At 56.3% G+C, this 15,147-nt stretch carries 5 protein-coding genes; all 5 read right to left on the bottom strand.

Annotation, left to right across the window (positions count from 1 at the left end):
- Positions 1 to 79: 79 nt before the first annotated feature.
- Complete coding sequence (locus tag LEPTO7104_RS0102620) at positions 80 to 3,238, bottom strand: CHASE2 domain-containing protein (protein ID WP_017296990.1); 3,159 nt, start codon at positions 3,236 to 3,238, stop codon at positions 80 to 82.
- 133 nt (positions 3,239 to 3,371) lie between these two features.
- Positions 3,372 to 4,961: an ATP-binding response regulator gene (locus LEPTO7104_RS32460; protein WP_017296989.1), complete on the bottom strand. Its 1,590-nt coding sequence runs from the start codon at positions 4,959 to 4,961 to the stop codon at positions 3,372 to 3,374.
- A 1,573-nt stretch (positions 4,962 to 6,534) separates the two neighbouring features.
- Positions 6,535 to 6,915 (bottom strand): response regulator, encoded by a 381-nt coding sequence (locus LEPTO7104_RS0102610; protein ID WP_017296988.1) that lies wholly within the window; start codon positions 6,913 to 6,915, stop codon positions 6,535 to 6,537.
- A 371-nt stretch (positions 6,916 to 7,286) separates the two neighbouring features.
- On the bottom strand, positions 7,287 to 8,888 hold the full coding sequence (locus tag LEPTO7104_RS0102605) for a response regulator (RefSeq protein ID WP_026072308.1): 1,602 nt from the start codon (positions 8,886 to 8,888) through the stop codon (positions 7,287 to 7,289).
- A 91-nt stretch (positions 8,889 to 8,979) separates the two neighbouring features.
- Positions 8,980 to 15,084: a PAS domain S-box protein gene (locus tag LEPTO7104_RS0102600; RefSeq protein ID WP_017296986.1), complete on the bottom strand. Its 6,105-nt coding sequence runs from the start codon at positions 15,082 to 15,084 to the stop codon at positions 8,980 to 8,982.
- Between the last annotated feature and the right edge of the window lie 63 nt (positions 15,085 to 15,147).

The raw sequence follows: 15,147 nt of genomic DNA, 5'->3' as shown, positions 1-15,147 counted from the left end.
CTGCAGGGACTATGGGAAGGTAGTTTTTGAGGAAAGTTGAATCGCATTCTAGACTCGTTTTGCCATAGAGAGTGGTGTATCAGGGCTTCGTATGGGTGATTTGAATAATTTTTTCAAACTGGAAATTTTCTACCCAGAACGTTAATACCTGAGCAATGGAGGAATATTCATCGGGGATTTCGGCAATCAGCTTGAGGATAGGACTGTCGGCTCCCTTAACGGCTAAGTCATGCAGCTCTTGAGTCCATTCTTTGGACATAGCCAAAAAGAGGCTGGCTGAATCTTTGGCCGACAAGATAGTTGGATAAACCGAAGCAGTCGGTGTCTCAGCAGAGTCTTCTGATTGATAGAGGTAGCGTATGTTTAAATGTTCAGATAGTTTGTCAAGCAGCAGGTCTTCCTGTATTGGTTTGCGCAGAAAATCGTCGCAGCCAATGGCGATCGCATTGGCTTTAGTTTCCTCAAAGGTGCTGGCGGTCAGCGCAATAATCTTGGTGCGGCTAGAGCCATGGCCAGGCAGCGGCGGCGCCCCTATATAGGTTTGATCGGGTTCGTTTAGACCTGGCATACTTCGGCTGGCTGGACTACTTTTTATGTCTCTGTCGTATTCAATGGCGCGAATGATTTGGGTCGCTTTAATTCCACCCATTATGGGCATGCGCAAGTCCATTAGAATCAGGTGCGGACACCATTGTTTCCAGAGGGTAACGCCATCTTGACCGTGGTTGGCATGGCGCAGCTCAAACCCCAGGGGAGTCAGCAATTTGACTAAGAGCTGGCTATTTTCCCACTGATCTTCGACAATTAAAATGCGGTAGGCGGGCTGTTCAGGGGCCAGGGATATGACCCGACCTTTGGGCAGTGAAGGCATCGGCGATGGAGCTTCGGCCAGATCTGCCTGAATGTGAAATTTGAAGGTGCTGCCCTGGTTGACGGTGCTACACACCATAATATTTCCCCCCATCAGGCGCACAAAGGTGTGGCTGATGGCCAACCCCAACCCGGTTCCTTCGTGGGCATGCTGCCCTGAACTAGATTGGGTAAAGGGCTGAAACAGTTGACCCAGGGCGTCTGTTGCAATCCCAATGCCGGTATCTTCGACTTCAAAGCTCAGGGTAATAGGAGAGGCGGGCTGGGGGGCGGCGGCATGGTTTACTCGCAGAGTTATGCTGCCGGCCTCTGTAAACTTGATGGCATTGCCGATCAGATTCAGCAGGATTTGACGTAATTTACCTTCATCGGTGGCAATGTAGCGGGGTAAATCGGCAGCAGGTGCAAAGGTCAGGCGCAGGTGCTTGGCCTGGGCCTTTGAGCGCACCATAGCTTCTAGATCATTTAGCAGGTGATATAGGTCGAACCTGGTTTTATTGAGCTGAACTCTGCCGGCCTCAATTTTAGACATCTCTAAGACATCGTTGATTAGGCCCAAGAGGTGCTGACCGCTGCGATTAATGATCTTGAGGTGGGTGCGGTGGTCAATATGAAGGGACTGATCGTGGCTAATCACTTGGGTAAAGCCAAGAATGACGTTTAATGGCGTTCTCAACTCATGGCTCATATGGGCCAAGAAATCGCCTTTGGCACGGCTGGCGGCGGCACTGCGCTCGGCCTCGCGAAGGGCGGCTTCCTTGGCGCGCTGCAGCGCAGCTTCGGCCTGTTTGTGCTCGGTAATCTCCTCTAACAGCAGCAGAAAACCCGGGGACGACTGGGGAAATTGGGGGGGGATTGCGTTATTTGGCAACGGCTGTAGGCTCAGGTCAAACCAGCGATTACCCCGATACAGGTTGCTGTACTTGGTAGTATTCCCGAGCTTGAGGTTTTCTAGACTGACCTGCCACTGGGCCAAGTTGAGCCAGTGGGGAACCACGGCCGAATCGGCTGAGCTGCCCACTTGAATCTGAAACAGCTGGATGGCTACAGGGTTGCAAAACCAGATGGTGCCATCTCCGTCAAAGGCGATCAGCCCCGTGGGTAGGGTGCGGGCGATCGCAATTTGCATCGATTGCGATCGCCCCAGCTGCCGGGCCAAGTCGGCCAGCTGTACCACCTGGGACACCGCCCCCCGGGTGCGAGGCAGCGGCGGCTTTGGGGGCGAATCTGGGGCACGGTCGGGGGATAGGGCAGCGGTCACCAGATCCTGGTGGTAGTGGTGCCACAGGTAGGCCACCTGACGGCGCAGCAGATAGTCTTCTCGGAGGCGATCGCTGAGGGCGACCGCAATGGCGGTGGTAACGAACAGCGTGACCGGGGCGGCGGTGGGCAGCCAGAGGTGCATTTGAAACAGCAGCAGGCTCAGCACGGCCCACCCACCGCAGAGGCCCGCCATGGCCATCAGCTGCTGGCGGGTGTTCCAGCCTGACATCAGCCAGCTAAAGCCGGGGCTGCTGACCAGCAGCAGCCACCACAGGCGACGGCTGCTCAGGGGTTGCAGAAAGTTGCCCTGCAGCAGGTTGTCAAGGGCGGTGGCGTGGAGGTACAGCCCGCTGGTGGGCGGATTCCGGTCAAAGGGAGTGACTAACGGGTCAAGCCCAGCCGCCGTGACCCCCACCAGCACAATTTTGTTGCGAAAGGTTTGGGTCGGAATTCGCCCTTGCAGCACATCGACAAAGGAATAGGTGCTGACTTGATCCGCTGGGCCAGGCCAGTTGAGCCACAGAGGCTGGCTAAGATCGGGGAGGGCAATTGAGGCGGCCACCAGATTGTAGGCCTGGAGCGCGGCCACCGCCAGCGCCGGCTGGCCCTGCCGTAGGGGTTCAAGCTGGCGCACCAGGCCGTCGGTGTCTTCCTGGCGCATAATGTGGCCGGTCGCGATCGCCGCCTGCTCTAAAGTTGGCACGGGTCGCAGGGGTGCCCCGCCACCGTCCCAGGCCTGGGCGAGCACCGTCACCCCCTGCTGCTGAATGGCCTCGGCCAGCTGAGCGTCGTCGGGGCTGGGCTCTGACCAGATCACGTTCATGACCACAACGCTGGCCTGGTCGCGGGGGAGGTGCGCGAGCAGCTGCGTGTAGTAGTGGCGCGGCCAGGGGAACCGCCCCAGCTGTTTGAGGCTGGCATCGTCGATGGCGATGACCACCAGCCGCTGGTCGGCGGGCAGAGGGCCTCGTAGCTCAAAAAGGGTGCGGTAGGCCATCTGCTCCAAAGGCTGAAATGCTTGCCCCTGTAGCAGCAGCGCGATCGCCACCGCCGTGATTACACCGGGTAACAATCGCCAGAGATGATGCCCTAGGCGCTTATTCATGACCTGTGGCCCCGGGACGGGGCTGCTTGGCTTGGCCTAACGGTGCGATCGCAGCTTTCCGAGAGGGGTTAGTTCCACCCGCGAAAACTTGGCGATCAGTCACTTCGTTAAGCAAACTATCCATAGGTTAATATCACAACTTCTCTTCTAAAATGCGTTGGGTGACGGCTATAATCTGGTCAAACTGAAAATTTTTATTCCACTCTTCAAGCACCCTGGACAAAGATGGATAAACGGCAGGAATATCTCGAATAAGTTTGGCAATTTGGCGGTCAAAGCCCTGGATAGCGGCTTTATTTAGTTTGGCAACCCAGTCTGCCGATAGATCTTTGTCTAGGGCCTCTGCCATCAATGCCTCAGCAGCACTGAGTGAGATTGATGAAGTCATCGCAGATGTTTTTTCAACCTGCTTTTCAGCCTGTTCGATCGAACCAACATTTTTATACTGCATCCATGCTGCTGATTCTAGCTCCGGTGAAAGCAGATTGGCAAGAATGTAAAACCTCGCCTTCGTGCCCACCCCAGGGGTACTAGAAATATTGATATCCCCACCCATGGCTTGTATGTACTGGTGGCTAATATATAAGCCTAGCCCCAATCCCTGCTCCGCTTTTTGACCTGTTTCAGTTTGAGAAAAAGCCTGAAAGAGTTGCTTCATTTCATGGGCAGCGATGCCAGGGCCAGTGTCTTCAATCTCAAAAAATAGCGGCATTATTTCTTGGGCCGAGGCGCGATCGCCGCCCTCCACAGGTGACTTCTCCTCCCAGTGGCTATCCTCCACATTGATCCGCAGGCTCACCTGCCCTGAAGCCGTAAATTGAACGGCGTTTTTCAGCAGATGAACCAAAACCTGTCGCAGCTTGAGGTCGTCCGATCGAATGTAGTCGGGAACCTTTGAGGCACAATAAAGATTAAATATAAGACCTTTTTCATGGGCCTGTTTTTGCCAGTCCAAAACCACATCGCCAAGAAATGTGCGAAAGTTATAGACTTGCAGGTTAAGCGAAATCTGATTCGACTCTTTGCGGGTTATAGAGAGAATTTGATTAATAATCTGAAGTAGACTCCTGGCGCTTTGAAAAATTCTCAAAGCATAGTCCTGGCATTCCTCAGATAGGGATGAATCATTTTCCATCAGGCCTGAGAAACCTAAAATAGTATTCAAAGGCGTTCGAAGTTCATGGCTCATTTTAGCTATGAAGTTGCTTTTTGCGTAGTTGGCTATTTCTGCTGCCTCCTTAGCATCTTGGAGGGCAGCTTCAGTTTGTTTGTGGGCTTCGATTTCCTGCTGAAGCTGTTTATTTTGGGCAGCCAGCTGGTTTTGCAATCGTTGAATAGTCAGCTGGTTGGCAATGCGTGCCAAGATTTCATCAGACTGAAATGGCTTGGTGATATAGTCGGCACCGCCCAAGTCAAATGCTTTGACTTTATCTACTACGTCGTCTATAGCGCTTAAAAAAATGATGGGAATATGTTTTGTTCTTGGATCAGATTTTATCCTTCTGCACACTTCATAGCCATCTAGAATGGGCATGCGAACATCAAGCAAAATTAGATCGGGCTGGCTAGACTTAATGCTCAACAAAGCCATTTGACCATTGGTGACGCAGCGAACCCTGTAGCCGCTCGCGGTTAGGCTAGTTGACAAAATCCGTAGATTGTCGGGTGAATCATCGACAACAAGAATAGTGCCTTTATAGGTATTCTCTAAGTATGAGTCCATCTGAGGTAGGGTGAGTAACTCCAGCAGCCTATCGAACTAAAGTTGCAGATGCGGTGAGCTAGTAGACTGCGGCATAACTGCGATAACCAGTGCCAATTGTGAGCGAGCAGGGGAGCTAGGGAGCCAAGCAATCTGGGATGGTGGGCGTACTTTAGTCTTTGAGTCCTAGGATGTGGGCAAGGGCTGATTGGGTTTAGGGGTATTTGCTAGTAACACAGCTAATGACGAAATTGGCTGCCATTCTGAGCCTCAAACACGTCCTTGGGGAGCTGCTAAAGACACCCATTGGCACGACGCCTAGAGGAGATGACTTTAGCCCATACAGTTCACCTAGATAGAGCCACAGTCGATCTGGACGCTGGCCTAAATACACTTTAACTGACTACCTGGCCAAAAAGGTCAGATAGTCAGCTTCAAAATATTGGTTAGGCTGAGCAGTATGTGTCTCAGATTCATTTTGCCTCCGCAGGCCAGAGACCCCATGGCGGAGGGCAGCAGTAGGTAAGCTTAAATAGTCAATATCAATCTTTACCTCTGTAGTTAGTGGCTGACCAAGCAGTTTATTGGGGCAGCATTTTGGGTAATTGGTCTGCTTTATGCTTTGCAAAATCTGCCTACGGTTCCCCAAACTCCCCATGCAGTCTATTCAAGTTGCCGCACCTTAGGAAGTCAGGGAGTTTTCTAGCCTTTAGCCCCAGGGGGAGTGCCGACTGAGCCTGGTTGAGCTAATGTTTTTTTCGCAGGAGTTTAGCTATTGAGCTCTATTGACAAACAGCCAAACTTTGATTGACAACGCTGTTAAGCGATCGCAAGCCTAGCCAGACCGTGTAGCCTTGGGGGGAAACCGAGATACACACAGTAGCATTTTTATCGGTATGCTCAAAGGCAGTTTCGTAGGCTTTTAATCGTTCTTCCGTCGAGAAAGATCGAAGACAAATATAAATTTCGTTATTATAAATTCCGCCCTGGTGAATACCCTCGCGCCAGTATTTAAACGGGCGGATTAAGCTTTCGTCGATGACTGAGGGAGTCCGCATAGCTACCGAGACTAAATGGGAGAGCGTTTGGCAACTGTTTTTACACCTTGACTGAATCAAAGTGTAAAGATTAAATGTGACATCCCCGTGGACAACTGTGGTTCGACTGTGCTAAAGATTTGTTCCTAGCGCTCTGTCAAGCTTAAATCTGTAGGCCTGGTTGACCGACACAGCCTTGGAAAGCATTGATACCCCGTAGGTTGGGTGGCGCGGCAGCAGAACCCAACAGGCCCCAGATGAGCGACTAGTGTCGGGTGACCCTGCGTTTCTACCCAACCTATATTGGAAATGGGCGGGCAGTCAGTCTGTGGGCTGGGAGGAGCGCTAGCGAAACCCAACACAGCTTACGGCGGCTGGATGAAGCGAAGTGACACCCAATCCGCAAGATCCCTGGCTCTTTAGTTTGACAAAGGATTATCCGCAAATGTCCGCCTAAAACTGCGGCTTCAGTTCTTCAGCGCCGCAGTCGATCGAGGCCGCTGGGGTGAGGCCCGTTTGGAGCAGCCGGACGCCGTGGGACCTGGCCGCTTTGAGGCCTACTCAACAGGCCAGTCTAGGGCAGTGGCAATTTGATCCCCTAGCAGACCAGGGTCAAAGGGCTTGGATACAATCGCCTCAGCCCCAAGCTCGGCGTACTTTTGGTCCGAAATCATGCTCCCGGCGGCCGTGAGCATGATGACCGGAATGAACTGGGTGGCGGGGGTTTGTTTCAGGGTCTGGAGGGTCGTCAGGCCATCCATGTCGGGCATGACCACATCCAAGAGAATGACATCGGGCTGAGCTTTGGCTGCGATCGCCAACCCCTCCTCTCCAGAACTGGCGGTCAACACCTGCCACTGCTTAGAAATTTGCAGGCTGACCTTAGCGATTTCGCGGATATCCTCTTCGTCGTCAATTACCAGAACCTGTTTCATCATTACACCATAGGAACTCCCGCACCTGCCGCTGGCGATGTCGAGCGCAGGCCGCCGGCTTAAATTATTCCCTGACCGGCCATTAATCCGACAGGGATGTCTGCTGCCCTAAACCGACCACATAGCCATAGTCACGTTGGTTAGGTCATCCAGAAACCCTATGAACGTTCAAGCGTTTGAACGTTCATAGGAGACCTGTCTTAACCAGACTGGCCGCAGCTATAACTAGTCACCTTAAGCTTTTGAGGAGCATTATAGAGCTGCTAGAGCGCCGGTACAGTATCTAAATGACGGCAGAGCCGCAGGCGAGCGTTGCAAGGCAGAGCATGGGAACAAGGGGCAGCAAATGGGGCAGCGAATACTAAATTGGCGTTTTAGGGGGACGGCTTGCGCCAGGTCTGCAGCAGTCGGTTTCGTTCAATGCGGTTAAAAATACGCGTCATCAGCTCTGGTTCGGCAAAGGGTTTGGCTACGTAGTCGTCGGCCCCAGCGCTATACAGCTTTAGAATAATCTGAGGCTCGCGGTGGGCGGTCAGAAACAGAATGGGTAAGCCGTTCCACAGGTCATCGTTGCGGATCAGGTGGCAGAGGTCGATGCCGTTGATATCGGGCATATCCACATCTAAAATCAGCAAATCCGGTACTTCACTGGCTAGCACCTCCCATAGCTGCAAGGGGTTGCTGAGGGTAATAGGCTCAATACCCCAGCGGGGCAGCAGCATTTGCAGGGTTTCCAGGATGGTGACATCGTCATCTACCGCGAGCACTTTGATCGATAGATCTGGGGGACGCCGGGGCGGCGGATCTGGCTCTGGAGGCTGGTCAGGGTCGGTTGGTGCGGCCGCAGGCAGCGGCGGCGTTTCGGCTGGGGACTGGGGTAATTTCTGAAGTTCTTGGCGGAGGGCGGCAACGAGAGCTTCTAGCTGGCCAGCATTTTCAGAGGAGACCGTTGGGGGGCGAAGCCAACGCCCGATCGCCTGACTCAGGCGCGAGCCCTCCGGAAAGCCAAACATGCCCAGGGACCCAGATAGCTTGTGGGCATCGCCTGCGGCCGTCTGCCGCAGAGCCTCGGATAGCTCGCCCGATCGCAGTGCCGCCACGGCCTGATCCAGGCTGATCAGGCGGTTCAGAATGGGGGGCTTAAATTTTTCCCACAGGGCGATCGCGGCTTGACGGGCCTCATCTTTTGGGTCTGGCCCTGGGAGATCTAATTCTGGGATAGTCGTTTCCCTGGGGTTTGCTGCCGTAGGGGGCAGCCCCGTGGCCGCTGTTTCCCTGGCGGGCGGGGACGGGGCAGCAGGCGGGGGCGGTGCCTGGAGTCGATACCCCATGCCGTATACCGTGTCGATAATCGTATTGGCCCCGGCCGCCTTGAGTTTACGCCGCAGGCGCTTAATGTGGGTGCGAACGGTCTCTTCGCCTGGGGTATCGTCAAAATTCCACAGGTGCTCGAGAATTACGGTGCTGCTGAAGATGCGCTGGGGGTGCCGCAAAAATAGCTCCAGCAGACTGTATTCTTTGGGCGATAAAACCAGCAGTTGGTCCTGGTAGGTGACCTCACAGGTATTGGGATTGATGGACAGGTCGCCCGCCTGGAGCAGGGGGCTGACCAACGTGCTGGGGCGGCGCAGCAACGCTCGAATGCGGGCCGACAGCTCGGTGAGCGTGCAGGGTTTGACCAAATAGTCGTCGGCTCCGGCATCTAGGCCAACCACTTTGTCCGAACTGTCGCCCTGGGCCGTCAGCAGGAGAATAGGACTGCTGTAGCGAGCCTGCCGCAGCTTTTGGCAAAGCTGTACACCGTTGAGCTTGGGCAGGTTGATGTCTAAAACGATCAGATCGTAGGTGGTGGCCTGGGCGTAGCTCCAGCCGGCTTCGCCGTCGAAAACGACGTCTACGACATAGTGCTGAGAGGCCAGAAACTCTGCCAATCGCTGGGCTAAAAGCTCGTCATCGTCTACTAATAAAATGCGCATGGGGTGTTGGGGGTCTCCGGAGTCTTTGGTGCCAGCGGGGGCAATGCCCACAGCCTGTATTGCCGACCTCAAGCCCTAGCTTTCCCAGGGCTTAAGGGGCAGCTTCAAGGTACGGTTGAGTCAGCTGCATGATGACTTCAAATTTATACCCGTCGAGCAATCGATTGAGGCTGGTGGTCAGCGCCCCGTGCTCGGCGGGAATCTGCTGAATCAGCTGGGCGGTATCGTGGCTGTCGCAGTGCAGAGCGGCCTGGTGCAGGGCACCGATCCACTCCGGGGGCATGACCTGGAGATCGCTGGTGTCGATGCGGATGGCCTTGGCGGACGTAGGGTTGACCAGCCCGGCGGGGGTCGGAGTCTCGGCATAGACGTAGCGGAGGCCCAGATAGTCGCTCATCTTAGTCCACAACAGGTTGAGCTTGACCGGTTTGCTGACAAAGTCGTCGCAGCCTGCGGCCAGGGCGTTGCTGCACTCGTCGTTAGAGGCCTGGGCGCTGAGGGCGATAATAATGGGGCGATCGCCGTTTGCGATCGCCGCCGATTCAGCCCGGATGCGGCGGGTCGCTTCGCAGCCGTCGAGGGTTGGCATGCGCAGATCCATCCAGATCAGGTGGGGCTGCCACTGTCGCCATTGGGCGATCGCCTCAGCCCCGTGGGCCGCCTCTCGTACCGCCAGCCCCACCTGGGAGAAAGCCGCCAGCAGCAGCTGACGATTTTCGGGCTGGTCATCCACCACCAGAATGCGGTAATTGGGCTGTGCGGGGGCCAGCCCAGTTACCGCACCGGGGTAATTTGTCAGCGCCACATCCTCCGCCCGGCCCCGATGACAGGGCAGCGAAAAACAGAACGTGCTGCCCTGTCCCAGGCGGCTGCTGACCGTCAGGCTCCCTCCCATCAACTGCACCAGGCTGCGGCTGATCGCCAGCCCCAGGCCCGTGCCCTCCAGGGAGACTTTGCCCGCCTTAGCCTGGGTAAAGGCGTCAAAGATGCTGGCCAGCTCAGCGGGGGCAATGCCTGTGCCCGTATCTTCAACGGCGAAGGAGAGGTAGGGCTGGGGCGGCTCTGGTTGCGGCTCTGGGTGCTCAGGGAGGGCAAGGCTGACCCGCAAAGCTACGCTTCCCTCCTGGGTAAACTTAATCGCATTGCCCAGCAGGTTAATCAGCACCTGGCGCAGCTTGTTGGGGTCGGCAACAATGTACTGGGGCAGATCTGGGGCCAGAGCCAGGGTAAAGCGCAGCTCTTTATCCTCCGCGCGCTCCTGAAACATACCCTGGAGGTCGTGGAGGAGTTCGAGGAGGTCAATGCTCTCGGGTTCCAGGGTGATGCGGTTGGCCTCAATTTTAGACAGGTCGAGAATGTCGTTGATCAGGTGCAGCAGGTGGTCGCCGCTGCGGTGCATGATGCGGATGTATTCCTGCTGCTGCGCCTGGAGGGACAGATCGGAGCTGAGGATTTGGGCAAAACCCAGGATGACATTGAGCGGGGTGCGGAGCTCGTGGCTCATATTGGCGAGAAATTCGTCTTTGAGCCGGGTCGCGCGGCTCAGGGCCTGGTTGGCAACGGCCAGCTCTTGGTTGCTTTCGGTGAGCTGCTGCTGAGCCAGCTGGCGATCGCTGAGTTCCTGTTGCAGCTGCTCAAACAGGGTAGACTGCTGAATGGCGATCGCCAGCTGGTTGGCAATCTGCTGTAGCAGCTGGGCCTCTGAGTCTTGCCAAACCCGTTTTTGGCGGCAGGCATGAACCACCAGCACGCCCCAGATCTTGTTTTTTGCCCTTGGTGCTACCCAGCGATGGCCTTCTGAGGTGCGAATCTCTTGCAGGATGGGGGCGACTATCTTCGACTGAATCTGCCCCGCCTGGGAATAGTCCACCAGGCAGTCGGTCCAGGTATCGGCCATGACATCGGCGACAATGCGGGGCTGCCCCCGCCAGTAGACGTCAAGAATGTCTTGGGACCACACTTCATCCTCCCAGCGCATGCCTTTCAGGGTTGGCAACGACTCAGATACCGCCTCTTCGACAATTTTGCTGTGGCCGTCGCTGTGGACCTGAAAAATGATCACGCGATCGCTCTGCAGAATCTCCTGCACGTTCTGGGTCACGGTAGCCAAAATTTGGTCAAGGTCGAGGGACTCGCGCACCTGCTGCAAAATCATGCCCAGGGCCGTTTGCTGGCGCAGCTGATGGGCAATTTTGGCCTCGGCCCGCTGGCGCACCTGCAACTCTGACTGAATTTGTTCGACAAAGAGGGCCTGCTTAATGGCTAAGGCGAGCTGATGGGCGAGTTGGCACCCCAAATCAATGTCTGCCCGCAGCCAGTGGCGCGGACCGGCGCACTGATGAATGCACAGCAAACCCCAGAGATCGCGACCACACAGGAGGGGGATAACGAGATTGGCCCGCACCTGAAGCTGGGCTAAAAAGTCGATATAGCAGTTTTCTAGGTCACTGGCATAGATGTCGTCGATGATGTGGCAGTGCCCCTCGGCGTAGAAGGCCGCGCGGCGTTCGCCAAAGCAGTGGTCGTGGATAGGAATGGCCAGTACCGGAGTAACGCCGTCGACCATCGCCTCGGCAACCAGCTCACCAGTGCTGTAGCTAGAGCCGGGGCGAAATTTAAAGATGCCGACTCGATCGGCCTGCAAACAGGCGCGAATCTCCCGGCAGGCGGTGTCGAAGATAGTTTGCAGATCGAGGGATCGGTGAATGCTCTGGGTGAGCTTCCGCAGCATGGTCTCTCGCTCGGCCTGCTGGCGAATGGTTTGCTCGGCCCGCTTGCGATCGGCCTCCAGCCGTATTCGCTCACGAATGTCAACCACAACGGCCAAGTTGCCGATCACCTCTCCGGCCTCATCCCGCAGCAGCGAAATCATGGCCTCGGTCCAGATCCAGTCGCCATTTTTATGGCGCTGGCGTCTTTCCAGCCTTAGATTGTCAATCTCACCGCGCAAAATTCGATCGACTGGCTCACGACAGCGCTCCATGTCGTCGGGATGGATAAGGTCCTCAAGTTTGAGGGCGAGCAGCTCGTCCCTGGAATACCCCAGCAGGTCGCAAAAGTACTGATTGGCTTCGGTAAACTGACCCTGGCTGTCGATCTGGTTAATGCCCGCCAAAGCCTGGTCAAAAATGGCCCGCAGGCGCGCTTCGCTGGCTTTGAGGGCGGCATTGGCCTGTCTTAGCTTGCGAATATCGACTACGATCGCCAGATCGGAAATGACCTCTCCAGCTGGATTGCAAATGGCTGACAGCGTAACCTCAGTCCAGATCCAGCTGCCGTGCCTGTGGCGGTAGCGCTTGATCGTTGTGAAGCCTTTCTGTTTCCCCTGAAACAGGCGCAAGATTTGGAGGCGATCGCGCTCTAAATCCTCGGGGTGGGTAAGGTCTTGAACGGTGAGCCTCAGCAGCTCGGCCTGGGTATAGCCCAGTAGGCCGCAGAAATATTGATTGGCTTGAATAAACCGCCCCGAGGCATCCGCCTGATTGATGCCAACCGCCGCCTGTTCAAAGATGGCCCGAAAGCGGGCCTCACTGGCCTGTAGCGCCTCCTCTGCCAGCCTGCGGCCAGCGTCGAGCAGCACCTGCTCGCTCACGTCGCGATGGATACCAACAAACCGAATTGGATTGCCGCGATCGTCCCTCTCAATAATTTTTCCCTGGGCCAGGTTCCATTTGTAGGTGCCGTCGTGGCAGCGGAGACGATGGGTGTTTTCGTAGATCTCGGTTTCGCCCCGAATGTGCCTTGCGATATCCGCCTGCACCTGAGGTTTGTCCTTTGGATGGATGCGGCTCTCCCACTCTGCAACGCTGTTGTCGATGGCGGCATCGGCACCGTAGCCAAGCAAGGCCCGCCACAGCTTTTGATCAAACAACACCTCATTGGTCTGCATATTCCAGTCCCAGGTGCCGGTGCCGGTGCTGTTGATGGCGAGCTGCAACCGCAGCTGACTGGCTTGCAGGGCTATTTCGGTGTGCTTGCGATCGGTGATATCGAGGGCGGTGCCAAACAGGCGAACCACCTGGCCGGTGCGATCGCGCTCGACTTTGCCGCGCCCCTCCTGGTAGCGCAGGCTGCCGTCGGGCAGCAGCACTCGATAGTCAAGGCGGTAGGGCGTTCCCTCTGCTATGGCGCGATCGACGGCCTGCTGCAAAAGGATGCGATCGTCGGGCTGGAGCAGCTCCAGGTAGTCGGCATAGGTGGGTTCGCCCTGGGCCGGGTCGAGGCCAAACATGCGAAACAGTTCGGGGGACCAGGTAATTTTCTGGCTGGCCAGGTCAAACTCCCAGTTGCCGATGTGGGCGACTTGCTGAGCCTCTAGCAGGGCCGCTTGCAGGTTGCCCAGGGCAGCTTCGGCCTGCTTGCGCGGGGTAATGTCTAGGGTAATGCCGTGCCAGGCTACCTCGCCGCTGGGGCGCTGTTCTGGGCGAGAGTTGGCCTTTAGCCACTTGGTTTTTCCCGAGGGCGTAATAATACGCCATTCGCAGATAAACGTGGTCATCGATTGCAGGCTGGCGGCGTAAGCCTCTAGATACCGCTCCCGATCGTCGGGGTGCATCTGCTCAGAAATGAGCGCTCCGTTTTGCATCAGAGTCGCGATCGGGATTTCATGGATTTCTTCGGCGGCGGGGCTGAGGTACTCAAACCGAACAATTCCCTGGAGGCTTTCTATGACGGTGTAAATAATTGCCGGAGACGCGGCCGTCAACCGCTGAAAACGGGCTTCGCTTTCCGCCAGCGCCAGTTCTGCCCGCTTGCGATCGTGAATGTCTTGTCCGACCGATTGTAGTTCTATCAGGTTGCCGCAGTCGTCGTAGATGGCTTTGTTGGTCCAGGTGGTCCAGCGCAGTTCACCCCTGACGTACACGCGATTTTCGACGGTGCGAATCGGGGTTTCTGGGGACAGTGAGGCCAAACATCGATCGATCGCAGGCTGATCGGCGGGATAGACGACGGGCTGATAGTTTTGTCCTTCCAGCTGCGCCTTAGACTGGCTAAAGTAGCGGCAATAGGCGTTGTTGACAAAGATGAGTTTGCCGTCGGGCTGAAACCGGGTGATAAATTCAGTTTGCTCTTCTAGGATCGACAGATAGCGGGCCTCAGATTCGCGCCGGATGGCCTCAGCCCGTACCCGATCGCTAATATCCCGGCACACGCACAGATGAACCGCTTGCCCGTTCCAGTCGACGGCGTTGGCGCTAATTTCAACGGCGTAGGTTGAGCCATCCTTGCGGCGGTGAAGGCGTTCGAAGCGATCTAAACAGAGCTTGGTTTTCTCACTTTTTAGATCCTCCTTCAGGTGCCCCAGGTCGACATCAAAGTCGGCAACATTTAGGCTGAGAATTTCCGCTGGGGTATAGCCCAGCATGGCGGTAAAGCTGTGGTTGGCCTCTAAAACATTGCCCTCCCGATCCACAATCACCACGCCGTCAATGGAGGCATTCAGGAGGGCGCGGCGATAGGAGATCTCCTGGTTGAGGGCCGTTTCTGTCTGCTTCAGGGCGGTGATATCGATCAGCAGACCGTCCCAGACTGCGCCCGCCGGGGTGGGCTGGGGACGAGCGCGCCCCTGGAGCCAGCGGGGCTGCCCCGTCACCGTTGTAAATCGCCCTTCCCAATGCCAGTCGGCGCAGCGGGCGACGGCGCTGGCGACGGAGGCCTGTAGAGAGGGCCAATCGTCGGGATGAATCAGGCCCCAGACGGCATTGGCGTTCTGGAGAACCTGGTTGGGGCTGAGGCCAAACAGTTCGTAGCAGCCCGCACTGACGTAGGTAAAGGCACCGTCGCCATCGCTACCGGGCAGATATCGATAGACCATCCCCGGTATGTGGGCCATCAGGGTTTGAAATCGGGCCTCGCTCGCCTGCAGGGCCGCTTCAATCATTCGGCAATCGTGGCTGGCGCTGGCGTTAGGCAATCCGCCCTGCGGGCGCTTGGGAGCGGCAACCGTTCTGGCGATCGCTGCCCCTAGCCCCACCGCCAAGACCTGCACTGCCCCCCACAGCGCGATCGCAGGGGTGAGGTAACCATTCGCGGCGGGCAGCGGGTTGGCCGATTCCACGGCTGGTTGGGCGGCATTGCCGTGGAGCAAAACCCCAATCAAAACAGCTGTCCCCACCGTTTGCAGCCCCAGGGGCAGCAGCAGCCACCAGAGCAGAAAAGGTTGGCGGAGATGTCTGGACCAACTGAATCGGCGCACAACGATGCCTAGCTATTGCTGTGAATAAATTATCCCACTGGAAAATAGGCTCAAAATCAAGGA

Origin of the sequence: Nodosilinea nodulosa PCC 7104 (genome assembly GCF_000309385.1) — a bacterium.
Classification (GTDB): domain Bacteria; phylum Cyanobacteriota; class Cyanobacteriia; order Phormidesmidales; family Phormidesmidaceae; genus Nodosilinea; species Nodosilinea nodulosa.
The sequence above is the reverse complement of the archived record's forward strand: the minus strand, read 5'-3'. Positions and strand labels throughout refer to the sequence as shown.